Raw genomic sequence first — 20,188 nt, forward strand, 5'->3', positions numbered from 1 at the left:
GGCACCGGGGTCCCGCCGCCCGTCTTCTCGTCCGTCACCGCAGCAGACCCTTCATCTGGAACGTGGGCGTCGCCTCGAGCGCGGCCGCCTCGGCGGCGCGGGCCGCCTCCTTGCGGTTGACGCCGAGCGGCTCGTGCTGGATCTGGTCGTGCAGCGCGAGGATCGCGTGGATGAGCATCTCCGGCCGCGGCGGGCAGCCCGGCAGGTAGATGTCCACGGGCACGATGTGGTCGACGCCCTGCACGATCGCGTAGTTGTTGAACATGCCGCCGCTGGACGCGCACACGCCCATCGACAGCACCCACTTGGGTTCGCTCATCTGGTCGTAGACCTGCCGCACGACCGGCGCCATCTTCTGGCTCACCCGCCCGGCCACGATCATGAGGTCCGCCTGGCGCGGCGAGGCCCGGAAGACCTCCATGCCGAAGCGCGACAGGTCGAACCGCGACGCGCCGGCGGCCATCATCTCGATGGCGCAGCACGCGAGCCCGAACGTGACCGGCCACAGCGACGCCTTGCGCAGGTACCCCGCGAGGTCCTCGATCGTGGTGAGCAAGAAGCCCGAGGGAGCCTCCTCGATCCCCATGGTTCTCTCCTAGTTCTCTCGCCGGTGCCCGCTGGCGCGGACGGTCGGTCGCGCGCTCAGTCCCACTCCAGACCACCCCGGCGCCACTCGTAGACGAACGGGACGGTGATGAGCGCGAGGAACGCGAGCATCGCGACGAGGCCGAAGGTCGCGAGCGTCGCGAAGTCGACCGCCCACGGGTAGAGGAAGACGACCTCGATGTCGAAGACGATGAACGTCATGGCGACGAGGTAGTACTTGATCGGGAAGCGCCCGCCGCCGATCGCGTGGGGCGTGGGCTCGATGCCGCACTCGTAGGCGTCGAGCTTGGCGCGGTTGTAGCGCTTGGGGCCGATGACCGCGCTCGCGGCCACGCCGCCGAGAGCCAGCACGGCGGCCACGCCCATGAGGACGAGAAGCGGAACGTACGGGTTGGTCATCGCGTACTCCTCGAGTGGGGGCTCGGGACGGGAACGCCCGAGCGGTGCCCGGGAAGACCTGTGGGTGGTGCGAGTGCCCGCGTCGTTGCGGGCCCACCTCGGGGGCTCATGACGAGGGCACCACCCTCGTCAGCCCCGCGATGACGCGGTCGACCCAGTCGCCGCCGCGGGGCTCGTAGCAGTCGGACAGGAGCTTGAGGACGAACCGCATGACCACCGGCCGCGGGAGCCCGTAGCGCGTGCAGATCCGCATGATCTCGGGGTGCTCGATGAGCTTCACGAAGTACCGGCCGAGCGTGTAGTAGCCGCCCAGCTCGCGGCGCATGATCCGCGGGTACGTCTGCAGCGCGCGCTCGCGACCGCCGTCGGTGAGCCGCACGCGCGACTGGGCGACGACGTCGGCCGCCGCCCGCCCGGCCTGCATCGCATAGGCGATGCCCTCGCCGTTGAACGGGCTGACCATGCCGCCCGAGTCGCCCACGAGCAGCACGCCGCGCGTGTAGAGCGGGGACCGGTTGAAGCCCATGGGGAGCGCCGCGCCGCGCACGGGGGCGAGCCGGTTCTCCTCGGTGAACTCCCACTCCGCGGGCGCGTTGCGCATCCACGTGGCGAAGAGGTCCTTGTAGTCGACGTTCGCGGCGGACTGGCGCGCCGGGGTCGAGCTCACCGAGCCGAGCCCGACGTTCGCCGTCCCGTCCCCGAGCGAGAAGATCCAGCCGTAGCCCGGCAGCAGGTTCGACTCGCGCGGCTTGCCGTCCCACAGCTCGAGGTGCGACTCCATCCACGGGTCGTCGTGGCGCGGGGTGCGGAAGTACGTGCGGACGGCGACGCCGATCGGGCGGTCCTCGCGCCGCGCGAGGCCGAGCGCGAGCGCGAAGCGCGACGAGACGCCGTCGGCGGCGATGACGACGGGCGCGCGGTAGGTGACCTCGTCGCCCGCGCGCCGGCCCTTGTCGTCCACGGGGCGAGCGGTGACGCCGACGACGCGGCCGGTGCGCTCGTCGAGCACCGGGCCGGCGACCGCGGTGCGCTCCAGGAGCTTGGCCCCCGTGCGCTGCGCGTGCTCGGCGAGCGTGCGGTCGAACGAGTGGCGGGCACGGGCCATGCCGTAGCTCGGGTACGACGCGAGGTCGGGCCACGCGAGCTCCCACGAGCGGCCGCTCGCGACGACGCGCAGGCCCTGGTTGCGGATCCAGCCGTCCTCGGCGCGCGTCGGGACGCCCATGCGGACGAGCTCGGCGACCGCGCGCGGGGTGAGGCCGTCGCCGCAGATCTTGTCGCGCGGGAACGACGACTTCTCCAGGAGGAGGACGCTCAGCCCGGCGGCGGCGCAGTAGTGGGCCGCCGCGGAGCCGGCCGGGCCCGCGCCCACGACGATGACGTCGGCGTCGTCGAGCCTCGCGCCCACCGTGCTCACCTCACCGTCCGGTCGTCGGAAACCCACCGTCGCCCGGGTCCGGGCGCGGCGCACCGCCAGTCCTTGTGAAGTCGGTCACAATGGACATCGCCACTCTAGTCACTCCGGACGCGCGATGTGTAGCAAGGTGAACCTTCCTTGGAGATCCTGTGACGAAGGTCCTGGTGCGCGGCGACTCCCGGCCCTGGGGCTCGGGACTCGCGGGCAAGGGCGCCGGTGCGGCGATGACCTAGCCTCCCCGCCGTCCCGGCAGCTGCGGGCGCGACGACGGGACGCGGCGCACGGGTCGGTGGCAGCCGCGGGAAGCCCTTCGACGGTCGAGGTCTGGGGCGGCGGCGGGGACGACCCGCCGCGCGACGCGCTACGCGGAGCGCGTGCCCCGGTGCAGCGCGACGATCCCGCCGGAGAGGTTGCGGTAGGCGACCTTCTCCCAGCCCGCGCGCAGCAGGAGCCGGCCGAGCCCGGCCTGGTCGGGCCAGGCCGCGATGGACTCCGCGAGGTACTGGTACGAGCCGCCCTCGCGCGTGACCGCGGCGGCGATGCGCGGCAGCGCCTGGACGAGGTACTCCTGGTAGAGGACGCGGAACGGCGCCCACGTCGGCGTCGAGAACTCGCAGATCACCACGCGCCCGCCCGGCCGCACGACACGCAGCATCTCGCGCAGCGCGCCCTCGGTGTCGACGACGTTGCGCAGCCCGAACGAGATCGTCACCGCGTCGAACGTGCCGTCCGCGAACGGCAGGCGCGTCGCGTCCCCCGCGACGAACGGGAGGTCGGGACGACGCTCCTTGCCGACCTGGAGCATGCCGAACGAGAAGTCGCACGGCACCACGCGCACCCCGTCGTCGGCGAACGGCTCGGACGACGTCCCGGTCCCGGCCGCGAGGTCGAGGACCTTCTCCCCCGGCAGCGCGCCGACCGCGCGCACCGTCGCCCGGCGCCAGGCACGGTCCTGGCCGAACGACATGATGTCGTTCGTCAGGTCGTAGCGCGAGGCGATCCCGTCGAACATCGACGCGACCTCGGAGGGCTTCTTGTCCAGGTTGGCGCGGGGCATGCCGCCCATGCTTCCACGTCCCCGTGCCGCCGGGCGCTCCCCGGGCCCGGCACCGCACCGCAGGGCGCACCGGCGGGCGCGGCTTACGCTGGGAGGCGATGACTGCAGAACCGTCGGCCACGGCCGCACAGCCCCGTCCCGGGCCGAGCATCGTCGTGCGGACCACCCGGATCCCCGACCTGCCCGGCGGCCTCGACGCCCTCGTGGACCTCCTGCCCGACGTGCGCCCGCTCGCGTGGGTGCGGCGCGGCGACGGGATCGTGGGCTGGGGCGAGGCGCTGCGTCTCGAGACGTGGGGCCCCGGCCGGTTCGCCGACGCCGAGTCCGCGTGGCACGAGACCCTCGCCCGCGCCGTCGTGCGCGACGAGGTCGGCCTGCCCGGGACGGGACCCGTCGCGTTCGGGTCGTTCGCGTTCGACGACTCCGCCCCCGGTGACGACTCCCACGACCCCGTCCGCGCGGGCGGGGTGCTCGTCGTCCCGCGCGTGGTCGTCGGCAGGCGCGACGGCCGCGCGTGGCTCACGACCGTCGACACGGCCGGGTCGCTCTCGTCCTCCCCGTCGGACGCCCTCCTGCGCACGCCGCGCGAGCCCGTGACCGCCCCGGGCGACGTCGCGTGGCACGACGGCGCCCTGGGCCCCGACGACTGGGCCGCCGTCGTGGCGGAGGGTGTCGAGCGCATCCGATCGGGCGCCCTCGAGAAGGTCGTCCTGGCGCGCGACGTCGTCGCGCACACGGCCGAGCCCGTCGACCCGCGCTGGCTGCTCGCGCGGCTGACGAGGGCGTACGAGGCGTGCTGGACGTTCTCCGTCGACGGCCTCGTCGGCGCGACGCCCGAGCTGCTGGTCCGCAGCGAGAAAGGGCTCGTCACGTCGCGCGTGCTCGCGGGGACGATCCGGCGCGGGGGCCTGTCCGACGACGAGGCGCTCCTGCGGTCGGCCCAGCTCGCCCGGTCCTCGAAGGACCTCGAGGAGCACGAGTACGCCGTGCGGTCGGTCGCGCAGGCGCTGGCACCGTTCTGCTCGTCCATGAACGTCCCCGACGCGCCGTTCGTGCTCCACCTGCCGAACGTCATGCACCTCGCGTCGGACGTGACCGCGGTCCTCGCCCGGGGCGCGGCGGCACCCGGCTCCTCGGGGGGCACGGCGGCGGGGCCCACGAGCCTCGCGCTCGCCGCGGCCCTGCACCCCTCGGCGGCCGTGTGCGGGACGCCGACGAGCGTCGCGCGCGACCTCGTCCGCGAGATCGAGGGCATGGACCGCGGCCGGTACGCGGGACCCGTCGGGTGGCTGGGAGCGGACGGCGACGGCGAGTGGGGCATCGCGCTGCGCTCGGCCGAGCTGTCGGCGACCGACCCGCGCTCGGTCCGCCTGTTCGCGGGGTGCGGGATCGTCGCGGCGTCCGACCCTGCCGCGGAGGTCGCCGAGTCCGAGGCGAAGCTGGAACCCATGCGCTACGCGCTCGGCGGGACCTGACCCCGGGCCCTCACCCGAGGCCTTCGCTCGGGGCTCGACGCGAGGCGAACTGCCGTGGTGGCCCCCGGTGCGAGGAACGTCACCCCCGCCGCCTTTCGACCGCGACCCGGACGGCCTGTCCCCGGACCCGCCCCGCTGCTAGGTTCGGGAGGTGTCCGACTCCTCCCTGTTTCCTGCCCCTCGTCCCGCTGCCGCGAGCCCGTCCGGCGTCCTCGTCCGCCGCGCGATCGTCGCCGACCGGGACGACGTGTGGCCGCTCGTCCTCGAGCTGCCGCGGCACGACCCGGAGCGCGAGGCGTTCGAGCGGTCCTTCGGCCCGCTGCTCGCCGCGCTCGACACGTACTTCGCGGTCGCCGAGCTGCCCGACCACGGCGTCGTCGGGTACCTGCTCGCCAACCGCCACCTGACGTTCGGCTCCAACGGGGTCGTCTGCCGGGTCGAGGAGGTGGCCGTCCTGCCGACGCACCGTCGGCAGGGGATCGGTCGTGCCCTGCTCGAGAGCGCGGAGGGCTGGGCGGCCGAGGTCGGCGCGCGGCGCGTGGGGCTCGCGACGGGGCTCTCCAAGGACTTCTACGTCTCCGGCGGCTACGCCGAGACGGCGAGCTTCTTCACCAAGCACGTTGAGGTGACGGCCGACGAGGACGCCGCGCCCGCCGACTGAGCCCGACGGGCACAGACGACGAGCGGCCGGCACGGGACTCCGTGCCGGCCGCTCGGTGCGTGACCGTGCCGCGGGGGGACGTCCGCAGGTCCGGTCACCCTCCCGCCGCGCTCAGGGGGCGCGGCGGGACGTGGCGCGGGTGCGGGTCGCGCGTGCCGGCACGACGACCCGCCCCCGCTGATCGGGGGACGCCCCTCGCGGGGCGCCCGTCGGGGTCAGCCCTGCCCGCCGAAGAACCAGTCGAACGGGTTCGGGACGTTGCCCGGGTCGGTCGGGTCGGGCTGCTGACCCTGCTCCCCGCCCTGCTCGCCCTGCTCGGGGAGCTGGCCCTGGTCGTCCTGCCCCGGGAGCTGGCCCTGACCGTCCTGACCGCCGCCCTGCGACCCCTGGCCGGTGGTCTCGTCGTCCGCCGGACGGGTCGCGAGGGTCACGTCGAGATCGAGCGCCTTCCCGTCGCGGACCACGGTGAGCGTGGACTCGGCTCCCGCGGCGCGCTCCCGCACGAAGGCGGTGAGCGACTCCGCGCCGCCGACCGCGTGGCCGTCGATCTCGACGATCACGTCACCGGCACGGATCCCGGCCTCCGCGGCCGGCGACCCGTCGGTCACCTCCTGGACCTCGGCGCCGCGGCGCGTCACGCCGTCGGCGGTCGCCGTGGCGTCCGCGAGGGTCACGCCGAGGAAGGCGTGCTCCGCGCTGCCGGTCTCGATGAGCTGCTGGCCGATCGACTTCGCCAGGTTCACCGGGATGGCGAACCCGAGCCCGATCGAGCCGGACTGCGTGCCGCCGCTGGACAGCGTCGCGATGGACGACGTGATGCCGATGACGCGTCCCTGCGCGTCGAACAGCGGACCGCCGGAGTTCCCGGGGTTGATCGCGGCGTCGATCTGGATCGCGTTGGTGACGACGGACGTGCCGCCCTCCTCGCCCGAGGCGGAGACGGGGCGGTCGACGGCCGAGACGATGCCGGTCGTGGCCGTGTTCGCGAGGCCGAGCGGGTTGCCGACCGCGAGCACCGACTCGCCGACGCTCACGTCGTCGGAGTCACCGAGCGTCGCGGGCTGGAGGTCGTCGGGCGCGTCGACGATCTGCACGACGGCGAGGTCGGTCGCCGGGTCGAGCCCGACGATCTTCGCCTCGAAGAGGCGCCCGTCGCTGAGCGTCACCTGGACCGTTCCGTTCTCGGCGCCGGAGACGACGTGGTTGTTCGTCACGACGTGACCCTGGTCGTCGATGATGACGCCCGAGCCCTCGGCCCCACCCTGCTGGGTCTGGACCTGGATCGCGACGACCGACGGAGCGACGGCCGTCGTCACGGCCTCCCAGTCGGGGTTCTGCGACGACGAGTCGGCGACGGGCGCGGCCGTGGCCTCCTGCTGCTGGCCGACGTCGGCGAGCGACGTGGAGTCCTGGTCGGCGCCGAACGCCCCGGTGAGACCGGCGGTGCCGACGCTCGCGAGGACGGCGGCAGCGGCGGCGGCGCTCACGACCGGGACCCAGGTGCGGCGGCGCCGCGGGGTGTCCCCCTCGCCCTGACCCACCGGGGCGGGCGGCGCGGGCGGCGGTCCGTAGGCGCGCGAGGGCGCGCCGGACGGGGTGCCCTGGGCCGCGCGTGCGTACGGGTTCGGCAGGGACGCCGGGGCGGCCTGCGCGGTCGGCGCGGGCTGCGGCGGCGCGAGGTGCTGGACGGGATGCGGCGCGGCGAGCGGCTGCGTCGGGCGCGCCTGGGGGTGCTCGACACGGGCCGGCTCCGGGCGCATCGGCTGCGTCGCGTCGACCGGACGCATCGGCTGCGTGGCGGTCTCGGCCACGGAGGCGGCGCGCTCGGCGGCACCGGGGGTCGCGGCGGGCACGGTCTCGTGGTTCGGGGTGTTCGTCATGGTGGGCCTCCTCGTTCTGCCCACTACTTCACACCCCCGCGCTTGAACGACGCTTGAACGTACCTGGGAGTTCGCTGCGAGTTCGAGCACGCGCCCGCCCCGTCACCCGCGAGAGGTGGAGATCCACCCCGAGATCAGGCGGACCAGGGGCGGATCCTCACGTCTCGGCCGCAGGGGCGGCCGCGAGCACGGCACGGACCTCCCCTGCGACGCGTGCGGCGAGCTCCAGACCGGACGCGCGGCGGTCCGCACGGGGGACGCGCACCTCGAGGACCTGGACGCCGTGGCTCGGGGCGGCCAGCGCGTGCCGCAGCGACGGGACGTCCTGCACGAGCTGGTGGTCCACGCCGTACCCGGCGCACAGCTGGGCGAGGTTCGCCCCGTGCGGCGTCGCGAACACGCGCTCGAACGTGCGCCCCGCGGCCTCCGACGTCTCCCCGAGGCCTCCCGGCTCGAGACCCGCGAAGATCGACCCGCCGTCGTCGTTCACGACGACGAGCTGCACGTCGACGTGCGGCTCGTGCGGGCCCCGCAGCAGGCCGCCCGCGTCGTGGAGGAACGTGAGGTCGCCGAGCAGCGCGCGCGTACGCCGGTGGGCACGGTCCGTGGCGACGGCCGCCCCGAGCGCGGTGGACACGGTCCCGTCGATCCCGGCCAGTCCGCGGTTCGCGAGGACGCGCGGCGGCTCGCCGTCGAGCCCGAGCACGAGACCCAGGTCGCGCACGGGGTTGGACGACCCGACGACGAGCAGGTCGCCGGGGTCGCACGCCTGCACCACGGCGCGCGCGACGCTCGGGCCGTCGGCCCGCGAGCCGTCGGTCGCCGCGGCGACGACCTCCGCCGCCGCGCCCGACGCCGCGCGCCAGCGCGCCGACCAGGCGGCGGCCGCCGGTCCGGATGCTGCGCCGGGCACCGTCCCGGGCACGCCACCGGACGGCTCCGCGGGAACGGGAGGCGGGTCCAGCCATCGGGCAGGCACCGCCGGCAGGACCGTCGCGGCGTTGCGCGCGGCGTCGGGCCACGGCCCGGCGCCGGGTACGACGACGGTCACCTCGACGTCCCAGCGGCCCAGCAGCCGCTGCACGGGGCGCGAGAGGGTCGGACGGCCGAGCACGACGACGTGCTCCACGTCGTCCGCGAGCGCGTCGACCCCGAGCACCAGCGGGTGCGCGACGACGAGGTCCGGCCCGCCCGCCGCACCCGACGACGGTTCCGCGAGGAGCGGCCAGCCCCGCGCCGCGGCGAGCTCGCGCGCGACCCGACCCGCGCCGTCGCCCGCGACCACGACCGTGCGGCCGACCGGGACGGGGAAGGGATCGGCGTCCGCCCGGCCGCCGGACGGGACGGTCCCGTGGACCGGCACGACCGCGGCGGGGCCCACCGAGACCGCCGGCTCGGCGGCACGGGAGGCGAGGACGGCAGCGTCGGCCACGGCGTCGGGGACGAGGGGCTCGCGGTAGGCGAGGTCGATGTGCACGGGGCCGGGGTACCCCGATCGCGCACCGGTCGCCTCCCCGAGCGCGCGCGTCGCGAGCGCGAGGAGGTCGGGCACCTCGCCTGGTCGGCCGTCGGGCGCGGGGACGTCCGCGGCGAAGCGCACAGCCGCCCCGAAGATCCCGGCCTGGTGCGTCGTCTGGTTCGCGCCCGTGCCCCGCAGCTCGTGCGGACGGTCCGCGGTGAGCAGGACGAGCGGGACGCCGGCGTGGTGGGCCTCGAGCACGGCGGGGTGCAGGTTCGCGACGGCCGTCCCGGAGGTCGTGACGACCGCGACCGGCCGGGGCAGCGGCACTCCCGCGTGCACGAGCGGCCCGGCGCCCCGCGACAGCCCGACGGCGAGGAAGCCCGCGGAGCGCTCGTCGACGCGCACGTGCAGCGTGAGGAGCCCGAGGTCGGAGGCCGCCGCGAGCGCGTACGCGAGGGGCGCGCTGCGCGAGCCGGGCGCGAGGACGACGTCGGCGACGCCCCCGGCCACCAGGCGGTGCACGAGCGCGAACGCGCTCCGCACGGACGGGGGCTGGTCCTGCAGACCGTGCAGCAGGGGGTCGACCACCGGCGACCCGCCGTCGGGACCGGGTCGGGCCTCGGGGCCGGGCGCTCCCGCGACGGCGCTCACCGGGCACCCCCGGCGCTCGCGAGCAGCGCGCCCACGCGGTCGAGGCGCGCGCGCCAGCGGCGGTCCACGTCGTCGTCGGGAGCGGCCGCCGCGAGCCCCGCGGCGGAGGGGACCGCGCGGACGACGGGCAGCGCGCCGTCGCGAGGGACGAGCGGGTGGTCGACGACGTCGGCGGCGAAGAGGTTCACCGTCGCGAGCCCGCACGCGTACGGGAGCTCCGGGAGCGCGGCGGCGAGCGCCACGCCCGCGGCGATGCCCACGGACGACTCGAGCGCGGACGAGACGACCACGGGGAGCCCGACCTGCTCGGCGAGGTCGAGGCACGCGCGCACGCCACCGAGCGGCTGGACCTTGAGCACGACGACGTCGGCGGCGTCGGCACGCACGACGGCGAGGGGGTCCGCGGCGCGCCGGATCGACTCGTCGGCGGCGACCGGGACGGCGGAGTCACCGCGTTGCCCGCGCCGCACGGCCGCGAGACCGACGACGTCCGCGCACGGCTGCTCGACGTACTCGAGCCCGCCCGCCGCGCGGTCGAGTGCGGGGAGCCGGCGCAGCGCCTCGTCGACGTCCCAGGCGCCGTTCGCGTCGACGCGCACGCGCCCGCCGGGCCCGAGCGCGTCGCGCACGGCCTCGAGGCGCGCGACCTCCACCGCCAGGGGTTCGAGCGAGCCGTCGGGGCCGCGCTGCGCGACCTTGACCTTGGCCGTGCGGCACCCGCCGGACGCGGCGACGAGGTCGCGCGCACGGTCGGGGCCGACCGCGGGGACGGTGACGTTCACCGGTACGCGGTCGCGCACCGCGTCGGGCCAGCCCTCGTCGGCCGCCTCCCGGGCGGCACGCAGCCAGGCCGCGGACTCGGCGTCGTCGTAGTCCCAGAACGGGGAGAACTCGCCCCACCCCGCGTCGCCCCGCAGCAGCACGCCGTCGCGCGCGTCGATCCCGCGGAACCTCGTGGTGAGTCGGGTGCGGTAGACGACGGTCTCGCGGGGGTCGGGCACGTCTCCCAGGCTAGGCCACCCCGCGTGCTCGCACGTCGTCCGGCGACCGGCGCGGGCCGTCAGCCGGCGCGCGACCGGTCCACGAGCTCCCCGACGAGCAGCACGGCGAGCGCGCGGACGTCGCGGCCCTCGCTGAGCGCGCTCACGGCGGCACCGTCCACGACGGCGACGAGCAGGCCGGGCGGGACGCCGTCGAGGCCCCGCACGGCGAGGAGCTGCCCGACGGCGTCGTCGAGCCCCTGACGCCCCTCCCCGTAGGCCCGCGCGAGCGCCGGGTAGCGCCCCGCGCCGACGAGGTGCTCGTAGAAGCCGCGCAGCTCGCTCTCGCCGCCGGGCGGGAGCACCGCGTCGACGAGGACGTGCGCATCCTGGCGCGCCCGGTCGCCGCCGCGCGCCGCGCGCTCGACCGCACCGCGCGCGTGCTCCGCCCAGCCCGCGACGACGACCTCGCCGGCCGCGCCGATGAGGTCGTCGAGCCCGGTGAAGTAGTAGGTCGTCGCGGCGAGCGGGACGCCGGCGCGCGACGCGACCGCACGGTGCGTCACCGCGGCGGGCCCCTCGTGGAGGATCAGGTCGGCCGCGGCGCGGACGATCGCGTCCCGGCGGGCGACACCCCGCGCCTGACGGCGCGGCGCGGGGCGCGGGTCGACGGTCTCGGTCGGCATCGGTGGCGGTGCCCTCCCTCGGAGGTGGAGCCCGACCGCCCCGGCCACGGTCGGAACGGGGAGCTCACCGGGAGGGACGGTCACAGGCTCGTCGAACAGGACGACGGCGAGGACGACGACGGGCGACGCGCCGATCCCCACCCGGACACCGTAGGCCACGGCGCCGGGCGGCGGTGCCCGGGCGCGTCCGCGTCGGCGCTCAGACCGAGCCGGTCGTCGCGGCCGCGCCGCGGAGCACGTCCACGACGCGCGGGACGTCGACCTCCCGCACGCGGGCCGTCCCGACCACGACGCCCGGCTCGCGCCGTCCCACGCCGGTCCCGCTCAACGGTTCGACCGGGACGCCCGCGGCCAGGAGCCCGTCGACCGCGGCGCGCTCGGCCGCCTCGCCGGGGAGCCGGACGACGAGGTGCAGCCCCGCGGCCACTCCCCCGACCTCGAGGCCGGGGACGGCCCGCCCGAGCGCGTCCAGGAGCACGCGCCGTCGCCGCTGGTACACGAGCCGGGCGCGCCGCAGGTGCCGCTGGTACGCACCCGACGCGAGGAGCTCGGCGAGCGCGGCCTGCTCGGGGACCGACGTGCCGAGGTCGGTGTGCCGCTTCGCGTCGACCAGCGGGCCCACGACGCGCGGCGGCGCCACGACCCAGCCGAGACGCAGCGCGGGCGAGAGCAGCTTGGACACCGACCCGAGCAGCACCACGCGCCCGGGGTCGAGGGCCTGCACCGAGGCGACCGGCTGCCGGTCGTAGCGCAGCTCGGCGTCGTAGTCGTCCTCGAGGACGAGCCGGTCCCCGGCCGCGGCCCAGGTCAGCAGCGACCGCCGGCGGGTGGGGCCGAGGACGACGCCGAGCGGGAACTGGTGGGCGGGCGTCACGAGGACGGCCCGCGCGTCGTCCGGCAGCAGGTCCGTGCGCAGCCCGGCGTCGTCCACCGGCACGCCGACCGTGCGCAGCCCGGCGTCGTGCAGCAGCTCGAGCGCGCCGCGCGACGACGGGTCCTCGACGGCCACCGCCACCCCGTCGGCGGGGGCCGGTCCCCCGACCCGTCCCGCGACCAGCAGCCGGGCGAGGAGGGAGAGCGCCTGCGCGACCCCGCTCACCACGACCACGTCGTCCGCCGTGACGTGTGCTCCCCGGGCGCGCCGCAGGTGCACCGCGAGCGCCTCGCGCAGGACCGGCAGCCCCTGCGGGTCCGGGTAGCCGAGGTCGGCGTCGGCGAGACCCCGCACGCCGTCGCGCACCGCGCGTGCCCAGGCCGTGCGCGGGAAGAGCGCGGGGTCGGGGGTGCCGACGCTGACCGGCCGCGGTGCCGACGCCGGTCGGGGCGCCGCCGACGGCGCGGCGGAGGCCGCGGGCAGCGCGGCGACCGCCACGCCGGACCGCAGCCGCGACACGAGCAGCCCCTCTCCGACGAGCACGTCGACGGCTGTCGTCACCGTGCCCCGCGACACCCCGAGCGCGGCCGCCGCGTCACGACCTGACGGGAGCACCGTCCCGGCCTCGAGGCGACCGTCCACCACGGCCCCGCGCAGACCGTCCTGGAGCCACCGGCCGACGTCGCGGTCCGGGCGCGGACCGAGGACGAGGAGCAGGGCGTCGGGATCGAGCCGGGTCGTCATCTGGCCCAGTGAACCAGGCGCGATGTGGCCCTGCACCCTGGTCCAGACCGTCCCTACGGTCGACGCATGACCCCTCCTCCGCACGGCCGTCGCCCCGTACCCGACCGCCTCGGCACCGTCCGGGCCGCGGACCTGCGCTGCGCCGCCGGCATGGTGATCGTCGGCTCGTCGTTCGTCGCGTCGGCAGCCCTCTCCGGCTTCCCGGTGCTCGGCGGGCAGGCCGCGCGCTACGCCGTCGCGGCGCTCGTGCTGCTCGCGGTGCTCGCCGTCCGGCGCGTGCCGTGGGCGGTGCCCGGGCTGCGCGCGCTGCTGCGCCTCCTCGCGCTCGCCGCGACCGGCCTCGTGGGGTTCAGCGTGCTCGTCGTCGAGAGCGCGGCTCGGGCCGACCCGTCGCTCGTCGGGGCGGTGGTGGGCGCCTCCCCGGTCGTGCTCGCGGCGGCGGCCGCACTGCGTGCGCGGCGGCTCGCGGTGCGGACGCTCGCGGCGGCGGTCGTGGTGACCGCCGGTGTCGTGGTCGTCGAGGGCGGCGGCGCGGGCGACCCGGTCGGCGTCGCGCTCGCGCTCGGGGCGCTCGCGTGCGAGGTGTGCTTCTCCCTGCTCGCCGTGCCGCTCCTGCCGACGCTCGGCGCCCTGCGCGTCTCGGCCTACGCGTGCGTCCTCGCGGTCCCGCAGCTCGCCCTGCTGGGCGCCGTCCGGCAGCAGGTCACGGGGGAGCCCTTCCTCGTGGCACCCGACGCCGTCGAGCTGGCCGCGCTCGCGTTCCTCGCCGTCGTGGTCACGGCCGTCGCGTTCCTGCTCTGGTACTCGGGCCTCGCCACGATCGGTCCCGCCCGAGCCGGGCTGTTCGCGGGCCTCCTGCCGGTCTCGGCCCTGGCTGCCTCCGTCGCCCTGGGGTTCGAGGCGCCCGACGCACGGTCGCTCGTCGGCACGCTCGTCGTCGGGGCGGGCCTCGTCCTCGGCCTCGCGGCGCCGTCGCGCGGTATCGCGCCGTCGCCCACGGGCGAGCCCGCTGGCGGATCCGGGGAGCGCGCCGGGGTGGTGCCCGAGCGGCGACGCCCCGCACCGGACGCGGGCCGCGCCCCGCAGCGGCTACCGTGACGACCGTGAGCAGCACCGAACCCACCCCCGCCGCCCCTGCCGACGACGCCCGCGCGCACGGGCCGCACGCGCTCCCGCGCCAGGTGTCCGAGACGTTCGACCCGAGCGCGTGGCGCGAGGTCTCCGGGTTCGAGGAGCTGACCGACGTCACGTACCACCGCGGCGTGGAGCGCGACGGGACCGGGACCGTCGTGCGCGACCTGCCCGTGGTCCGCGTCGCGTTCGACCGCCCGGAGGTGCGCAACGCGTTCCGCCCGCACACGGTCGACGAGCTCTACCGCGTGCTCGACCACGCCCGCATGACGTCCGACGTCGGGACGGTGCTCCTCACGGGCAACGGACCCTCGCCCAAGGACGGCGTGTGGGCGTTCTGCTCGGGCGGCGACCAGCGCATCCGTGGGCGCTCGGGCTACCAGTACACGACCGCGCCCGACGGCGGGGGCGACGTGCACACGCGCGACGCCGTGGACCCGGCGCGCGCGGGGCGCCTGCACATCCTCGAGGTGCAACGGCTGATCCGGACGATGCCCAAGGTCGTGGTCGCGGTCGTCAACGGGTGGGCGGCCGGCGGCGGGCACTCGCTGCACGTCGTCGCGGACCTGTCGATCGCGAGCCGCGAGCACGCGCGGTTCAAGCAGACCGACGCGGACGTCGGCTCGTTCGACGGCGGCTACGGCTCCGCGTACCTGGCGCGGCAGGTGGGGCAGAAGCGCGCGCGGGAGATCTTCTTCCTCGCGCGGGAGTACTCGGCGCAGGACGCGTACGAGTGGGGCGCGGTGAACGAGGTCGCGGACCACGCGGACCTGGAAGCGCTGGCGATCGAGTACGCGCGCACGATCGCGACGAAGTCGCCGCAGGCGGTCCGCATGCTCAAGTTCGCGTTCAACCTCGCGGACGACGGGCTCATGGGCCAGCAGGTGTTCGCGGGCGAGGCCACGCGGCTCGCGTACATGACCGACGAGGCCGTCGAGGGTCGCGACGCGTTCCTGGAGCGGCGCGACCCGGACTGGGGCCGGTTCGGCTACGCGTTCTGAACGGCCGTCGGCGACGTGCCGGCGGCCTGTCGGACGCTCGTCGCGCCGGGGCGCGACCACGTGCCGGCAGGGTCGGGGTTCAGGAGCCGGCGACGAGGCTCGTCAGCATCTCGACGAGGCCACGGCCGACGAACGCCGCCGCGACGGCGAGCCCGAACAGCAGCCCCACCGAGATGGCGACGGGCGCTGCCGACCGGGCGACACCCGGCTCGTCGTCGCGCGGCACGCGCGGTGCGTACGACGGCGGGAGCCCGCCCTCGTTCGGGCGCAGCGGGGTGCCCTCGGCCGGGGTGCCGGGCCGGGACGGGTGGACGGGGTGCGGGAGGACGGTTGCCATACCCCTACGGTGCCCGCCGGGGACCGCCCGTCGCGTCGGCCCGGCGGCTCGACCTGACGGGCGCCCGGTCCGCCTCGGGACGGAGCGGACGTACGCCTTCGGGATGAGCCCCGCGGCGGGGTCTCGGCTCGGGCTCAGCCGGGGGGAGGCGCTCAGCCGATCTCCCAGCTCCCGGACCCGACCGGGACGAGCTCGACCCAGGAGCGCCCCGGCTCGAGCTCGACCGGCGCGCCGTCCGCTCCCGTGAGCACGAGCGGCGCCTCGACCGCCTCCTTGGACCACGTGACCGTCACCTGCTTGCCGCCGCTCGCGACGACGCCCTCGCCGCTCCCCACGAGCTTCGTCTCCGGGACCGGGACGCCGGCGGGATCCTTGAACGGGGTGTTCTCCATCGTCGCGGACAGCAGCACGACGTTCGTCGCCGAGAGCCGCACCTCGTCCGCGGACACGGCGGGCGAGTCGCCCTCGCTGCGCACGTAGTGGCCCTCGTCGGCGTTCCACTCCCACACCGCGCGGCTCGCGTGCGTGAGGCGCACGTCGAGCCGCGTCGCCGCGTCGCCCGTCACGGTCGCCGTGCCCGTGCCCGGCTCCCGGGCGAACACGAGCTGGGCCGGCGGGGGCGAGGTGCGGTCGTCGTCGGCCTGGGCCCAGAACTCCTCCGGGCTCCCGTACACGTTGTGGGGTGCGCGGCGGGCCCGCGTCGTGGTGAACCCGTCGTCGCCGTGGTCCATCACGACGGACTGGACGCCCGCCGCACCCACGGCGTCGACGAAGGGCTCCTGACCCCCGGTGTACGCGAGGATGCCGTGCAGCGGCCCGACGATCGCCGGGTCCATCGGCCGCACGGAACGGACCGGCCCGACGCTCGGCGGAACCTGGGAGTGGTAGACCGCGACGAACCGCGTGATGCCGCCCTCCACGACCTCCTCCCACACGACGTCCGCCTGCTCGAGGCCCGTCTGCGGGCGTGCCTGCGGGGCGTTCTCGATCTTCACCGCGAGCGCCGGCCGGTCCGCGACCTCGTCCGTCTCGACCCCGGTGAGCGGCCACACGGTCGGCACCTCCGGCTCGGGCGGACCCGCCTTGTCGGCGGACACGTCGGCGTCGACCGTCACCGTCGTGGGCGCCGCAGGCTCCCCGCCGCACCCCGCGAGCAGGAGCACCACCGCGGCGAGCACGGCGCCCGCCCCTCGTCCCGTTCTCGTCACCCTCGACCCTCCCGTCGGCCCAGGGCGCGCGCCCTGCGACAGCCCCTCGACGGACCCGCATGTCCCGGTCACCCTACGGCCCGGCCTACGCTGATCCGGTGACCCGCGCCGTCGTCCCCGCCGATCTCGACGCGCTCGTCCGGGCCGTCGGGGCCGCGCTCGACGGCGACGGGCCCCCCGTCGCCCCCGTCCCGCTCGTGCGCCGGGCCACCGCGACGACCACGTTGCCGCCCGGCACCGCGCTCGTGCTGCGCACGTCGGGCTCGACCGGGGAGCCGCACGAGGTCGCCCTTGCGGCGACCGCGGTGCTGGCCTCGGGCGCCGCGACGCACGACCGGCTCGGGGGGCCGGGGCACTGGATCCTCGCCCTCCCGCCGACCCACGTGGCCGGGGTGCAGGTCGTGGCGCGCGCGCACGCGGCCGGGCGCGGACTCACGGTCGCTCCTCCGGACGCGCCGTTCACCCCCGCGGTCTTCGCGGCGCTCGTCGCCCGGACGCCGTCCGGCGAGCGCCGGTACGCCTCCCTCGTCCCCACGCAGCTCCACCGTCTCGTCGCCGCGGCCGACGCGGGCACCCCCGAGGGTGCCGCCGGCCTCGACGCGCTCTGCGCGCTCGACGCCGTCCTGGTCGGCGGCGCCGCGACGCCGCCCGCGCTCCTGCGGCGCGCCCGCGCCCTGGGCGCGCGGGTCGTGACGACCTACGGGATGACGGAGACCTCGGGCGGGTGCGTGTACGACGGCGCCCCCCTGTCCGGCGCGCGCGTCCGGGTCACGGACGTCGTCGAGATCGCCGGGCCGTTCCTCGCCGACGGGTACCTCGCGGACCCCGAGGCCACGGCGGACGCGTTCCGGACGGACGCGGACGGCACGCGCTGGTTCCGCACGAGCGACCTCGGCCGCCTCGACGGCCCCGCGGGGACTCTGACCGTGCTCGGCCGGGCGGACGACGTCGTCGTCACGGGCGGGGTCAACGTCGCGCCCGCCGCGGTGGAGGCCGTCGTCGCGGAGGTCGAGGGGGTGGGCGAGGCGTGCGTGGTCGGCGTGCCGCACCCGGAGTGGGGGCAGGAGGTCGTCGCGGTCGTCACTCCGGCCGGGCCTGCGCCCCGCGACCCCGGCCCCGACCCCGACCCCGACCCCGACCCCGACCCTTCGAGGGTGGGGACGGTCGCGGACGCCCCGGCCGCGCTCGTCGACGCGGTCCGTGCCCTCGTCGCGGATAGGCTGGAGCGGGCGGCCGCACCGCGGCGCGTGCTCGTCGTCGCGGAGCTCCCGCGGCGCGGACCCGGCAAGGTCGACCGCACCGCGGTGGCGCGGCTCGCCGTCGGGCACGCCCCCGGCTGATCCCACGGCCACCACCCACGGCACGACCCGCACGACCGAGACGGAGCACCATGGCCAGCACCACCGAGTGGGTCGCGGGCGCGCGCCCCCGCACCCTCCCCGCCGCCGCGACCCCCGTGATCGTCGGGTCCGGCGCCGCGGCCCAGGTGGACGGCTTCGCGTTCTGGCCGGCGCTGCTCGCGCTGGGCGTCGCGCTCGCGCTCCAGGTGGGCGTCAACTACGCCAACGACTACTCCGACGGCGTGCGGGGCACCGACCTCGACCGTGTCGGCCCGATGCGTCTCACGGCCACCGGCGCCGCCCGGCCGGGCCAGGTGCGCGCGGCCGCGTTCGGCGCGTTCGGCGTCGCTGCCGTGCTCGGGCTCGTGCTGTGCGCGGTGACGGGGCACTGGTGGCTGCTCGCGGTCGGCGCCCTCGCGATCCTCGCGGGCTGGTACTACACGGGCGGGCGCAACCCCTACGGCTACCGCGGGCTCGGCGAGGTCGGGGTGTTCGTGTTCTTCGGGCTCGTGGCCACGCTCGGCACCACGTACACGCAGGCGGGGGTGGTGACGTGGCCGTCCGCTGTCGGGGCCGTCGCCGTCGGGCTGCTCGCGTGCGCGATCCTCATGGTCAACAACATCCGCGACATCCCCACCGACGTCGTCGCGGGCAAGCGCACGCTCGCCGTGCGCCTCGGCGACTTCCGTGCCCGGCGCGCCTACGTCGCGATGATCTGGGTCCCGCTGCTGCTGGCGGTGGTGTGCGCGTTCGCGTCGCCCTGGGCGCTCGGGGTCCTGCTGCTCCTGCTCCCGGCCGTCCTGCTCACCGTCCCGGTCGTCGCGGGCGCGCGCGGGCCGCTGCTCGTCCCGGTCCTGGCGGGGACGGGGCTGTTCGAGCTCGCGTACGGCGTCCTGCTGGGGGTCGGGCTCGCGCTCTGACCGAGACCGCGAAGGAGTGCGGGCGGCGCCTCAACGGGCCGACGACGTCCCGGGCCGCTCGGTGGGCGCGTCGGCCACGGTCGGCCCCGAGGGCCGCGCCGCAGCGTCGAGGGCCGCGTCCTCGGCCGCCGCGTCGTCCTCGATCTCGCGCGAGAACCGCTCCCCCGTCCGGGCCCGGTGCTCGGCCCGGGCGGCGAGGTAGCGCGAGGCCGCCTCGCGAGGTCCGCGCAGGGTCAGGTACGACAGCATGAGCGCGACGACCGCGGCGAGGAGCACGAGCAACCAGCCCCGCAGGCCGGCGAACCAGAGTGCGCCCAGCGCGACGGCGAAAAGCAGCAGGCGCAGGACGGAGTAGACGACGACAGGCACCCCTCCAGGGTACGGCCCGTAGGCTGGAGCCATGCTTCGCGTGCTGCTCCCCCTCCTCGCCGTCGGCCTCGCGGTCTACGCGCTCGTCGACCTCGCCTCCAGCGACGAGGAGGAACGCGGCGGCATCCCGAAGGGGCTGTGGATCGTGCTGATCATCCTGCTGCCCTTCCTCGGCCCGATCGCGTGGATCCTCGTCAAGCGTTCCTCACGTCGCGGAGCACGGTCGACCGGGGGACGCCCGGTCGGCGGACGGGGCGCCGGTGGCGCGCGACGGCGTCGCGACGCACCCCTCGCACCCGACGACGACCCCGAGTTCCTCTGGCGGCTCGAGCAGCAGCAGCGCCGCCAGGCGCGCGACGAGGCGCGCCCGCCCACCGCGGACGACGCGCCCTCGGCCGACCGCGACGCGGCCGACGACGGCCGGACCGAGGGCGACGGCGACGCGCCGCGCCCCGGGGCGAGCAACGGGTCCGACGACGGCGACGACGCCCGCTGACCGTCGGGCCGCGCCCGGGCGCACGCGGCCCTAGGCTCGGCGCATGCCCGGTCTGCAGCGCGCCGTCACCGTCGCGGCCCCGCCCGAGCGGGTCTGGGAGGTCGTCACCGACGTCGAGCGCTGGCCCGAGCGCATCCCGACCGTCGAGGCCGCCGAGCGCCTCGACGCCGGGCCGCTGGCCGTCGGGTCCCGGGCACGGTTGCGCCAGCCCCGGCTCCCCGAGGGGGTGTGGACGGTCACCAGCCTGGTCGACGGCGCGTCGTACACGTGGGAGTCGCGCTCCTCGGGCGTCACCGTGACCGCCGGGCACGTCGTCGCACCGCACCGCGAGGGGTGCCGGCTCACGCTCACCCTGACCGTGTCCGGCCCGATGGCGTGGCTCGGCTGGCTCATGTCGCGATCGCTCACCGCGCGGTACGTCGAGACGGAGGCCGCGTCGGTCAAGCGGGTCGCCGAGTCCATGACGCCGTAGTCGCTCGCGCGGCGACGGACGT

20 protein-coding genes are annotated in these 20,188 nt (G+C 76.5%); 8 read left to right on the forward strand and 12 right to left on the reverse strand.

Features of this window, described 5'->3' with window-relative positions; translation table 11 throughout:
- Positions 1-34 precede the first annotated feature (34 nt).
- The 4 genes from FIC82_RS17135 to FIC82_RS17150 form a co-directional block, all read right to left on the reverse strand.
- Positions 35-586 carry a NuoB/complex I 20 kDa subunit family protein gene (locus tag FIC82_RS17135; RefSeq protein WP_154799288.1) on the reverse strand — a complete coding sequence of 184 codons (552 nt, stop codon included), beginning with the start codon at positions 584-586 and terminating at the stop codon, positions 35-37.
- Between the two features lie 56 nt (positions 587-642).
- Entirely contained in the window at positions 643-1,005 is a 363-nt protein-coding gene (locus tag FIC82_RS17140) for an NADH-quinone oxidoreductase subunit A (RefSeq protein ID WP_047234407.1), read from the reverse strand.
- 106 nt (positions 1,006-1,111) lie between these two features.
- The gene (locus FIC82_RS17145) at positions 1,112-2,413 is read right to left on the reverse strand and encodes a geranylgeranyl reductase family protein (protein ID WP_253691245.1); all 1,302 of its coding nucleotides are present in this window, start codon (positions 2,411-2,413) and stop codon (positions 1,112-1,114) included.
- Positions 2,414-2,783: 370 nt separating this feature from the next.
- Entirely contained in the window at positions 2,784-3,479 is a 696-nt protein-coding gene (locus tag FIC82_RS17150; protein WP_154799290.1) for a demethylmenaquinone methyltransferase, read from the reverse strand.
- A gap of 98 nt (positions 3,480-3,577) precedes the next feature.
- Between FIC82_RS17150 and FIC82_RS17155 the strand changes: the two genes are divergently transcribed.
- Together FIC82_RS17155 and FIC82_RS17160 are read left to right on the forward strand one after the other, a co-directional pair.
- Entirely contained in the window at positions 3,578-4,954 is a 1,377-nt protein-coding gene (locus FIC82_RS17155; RefSeq protein ID WP_154799291.1) for an isochorismate synthase, read from the forward strand.
- A 151-nt stretch (positions 4,955-5,105) separates the two neighbouring features.
- On the forward strand, positions 5,106-5,615 hold the full coding sequence (locus FIC82_RS17160; RefSeq protein WP_154799292.1) for a GNAT family N-acetyltransferase: 510 nt from the start codon (positions 5,106-5,108) through the stop codon (positions 5,613-5,615).
- Positions 5,616-5,830: 215 nt separating this feature from the next.
- Here the strand turns inward: FIC82_RS17160 and FIC82_RS17165 are convergent, their stop codons facing one another.
- From FIC82_RS17165 to pdxR, 5 genes are all read right to left on the reverse strand, one after another.
- Complete coding sequence (locus FIC82_RS17165; RefSeq protein WP_154799293.1) at positions 5,831-7,495, reverse strand: S1C family serine protease; 1,665 nt, start codon at positions 7,493-7,495, stop codon at positions 5,831-5,833.
- A gap of 157 nt (positions 7,496-7,652) precedes the next feature.
- Positions 7,653-9,530 (reverse strand): 2-succinyl-5-enolpyruvyl-6-hydroxy-3-cyclohexene-1-carboxylic-acid synthase, encoded by a 1,878-nt coding sequence (gene menD / locus FIC82_RS17170; RefSeq protein ID WP_418884363.1) that lies wholly within the window; start codon positions 9,528-9,530, stop codon positions 7,653-7,655.
- A gap of 74 nt (positions 9,531-9,604) precedes the next feature.
- Positions 9,605-10,609: an o-succinylbenzoate synthase gene (locus tag FIC82_RS17175; RefSeq protein WP_418884331.1), complete on the reverse strand. Its 1,005-nt coding sequence runs from the start codon at positions 10,607-10,609 to the stop codon at positions 9,605-9,607.
- A 59-nt stretch (positions 10,610-10,668) separates the two neighbouring features.
- Positions 10,669-11,415 (reverse strand): TetR/AcrR family transcriptional regulator, encoded by a 747-nt coding sequence (locus FIC82_RS17180; RefSeq protein WP_154799295.1) that lies wholly within the window; start codon positions 11,413-11,415, stop codon positions 10,669-10,671.
- Between the two features lie 58 nt (positions 11,416-11,473).
- Positions 11,474-12,892 (reverse strand): MocR-like pyridoxine biosynthesis transcription factor PdxR, encoded by a 1,419-nt coding sequence (pdxR, locus tag FIC82_RS17185; RefSeq protein WP_154799296.1) that lies wholly within the window; start codon positions 12,890-12,892, stop codon positions 11,474-11,476.
- A gap of 66 nt (positions 12,893-12,958) precedes the next feature.
- On the opposite strand from pdxR, the gene FIC82_RS17190 reads away from it, so the two are divergent.
- Positions 12,959-13,990 (forward strand): DMT family transporter, encoded by a 1,032-nt coding sequence (locus FIC82_RS17190; protein ID WP_216609924.1) that lies wholly within the window; start codon positions 12,959-12,961, stop codon positions 13,988-13,990.
- A 5-nt stretch (positions 13,991-13,995) separates the two neighbouring features.
- Positions 13,996-15,024, forward strand: coding sequence for a 1,4-dihydroxy-2-naphthoyl-CoA synthase (locus tag FIC82_RS17195; RefSeq protein WP_168732041.1), 1,029 nt, complete (start codon positions 13,996-13,998; stop codon positions 15,022-15,024).
- Positions 15,025-15,103: 79 nt separating this feature from the next.
- On the opposite strand, the gene FIC82_RS17200 is transcribed toward FIC82_RS17195, so the two are convergent.
- Both FIC82_RS17200 and FIC82_RS17205 read right to left on the reverse strand, forming a co-directional pair.
- Positions 15,104-15,361, reverse strand: coding sequence for a hypothetical protein (locus FIC82_RS17200; RefSeq protein ID WP_154799297.1), 258 nt, complete (start codon positions 15,359-15,361; stop codon positions 15,104-15,106).
- A 152-nt stretch (positions 15,362-15,513) separates the two neighbouring features.
- Complete coding sequence (locus FIC82_RS17205) at positions 15,514-16,569, reverse strand: DUF3048 domain-containing protein (RefSeq protein ID WP_168732042.1); 1,056 nt, start codon at positions 16,567-16,569, stop codon at positions 15,514-15,516.
- Positions 16,570-16,667: 98 nt separating this feature from the next.
- Between FIC82_RS17205 and FIC82_RS17210 the strand changes: the two genes are divergently transcribed.
- On the forward strand, positions 16,668-17,909 hold the full coding sequence (locus tag FIC82_RS17210) for an AMP-binding protein (RefSeq protein ID WP_253691246.1): 1,242 nt from the start codon (positions 16,668-16,670) through the stop codon (positions 17,907-17,909).
- Between the two features lie 50 nt (positions 17,910-17,959).
- Positions 17,960-18,829 (forward strand): 1,4-dihydroxy-2-naphthoate polyprenyltransferase, encoded by an 870-nt coding sequence (locus FIC82_RS17215; protein ID WP_154799299.1) that lies wholly within the window; start codon positions 17,960-17,962, stop codon positions 18,827-18,829.
- 30 nt (positions 18,830-18,859) lie between these two features.
- On the opposite strand, the gene FIC82_RS17220 is transcribed toward FIC82_RS17215, so the two are convergent.
- The gene (locus FIC82_RS17220; RefSeq protein ID WP_168732043.1) at positions 18,860-19,198 is read right to left on the reverse strand and encodes a DUF4229 domain-containing protein; all 339 of its coding nucleotides are present in this window, start codon (positions 19,196-19,198) and stop codon (positions 18,860-18,862) included.
- A 31-nt stretch (positions 19,199-19,229) separates the two neighbouring features.
- Between FIC82_RS17220 and FIC82_RS17225 the strand changes: the two genes are divergently transcribed.
- Entirely contained in the window at positions 19,230-19,694 is a 465-nt protein-coding gene (locus FIC82_RS17225; RefSeq protein ID WP_154799301.1) for a PLD nuclease N-terminal domain-containing protein, read from the forward strand.
- A gap of 43 nt (positions 19,695-19,737) precedes the next feature.
- Positions 19,738-20,166: an SRPBCC family protein gene (locus tag FIC82_RS17230; protein WP_154799302.1), complete on the forward strand. Its 429-nt coding sequence runs from the start codon at positions 19,738-19,740 to the stop codon at positions 20,164-20,166.
- Positions 20,167-20,188 lie beyond the last annotated feature (22 nt).

The sequence above is a fragment of the Cellulosimicrobium protaetiae genome (genome assembly GCF_009708005.2).
In the GTDB taxonomy this organism is placed as follows: domain Bacteria; phylum Actinomycetota; class Actinomycetes; order Actinomycetales; family Cellulomonadaceae; genus Cellulosimicrobium; species Cellulosimicrobium protaetiae.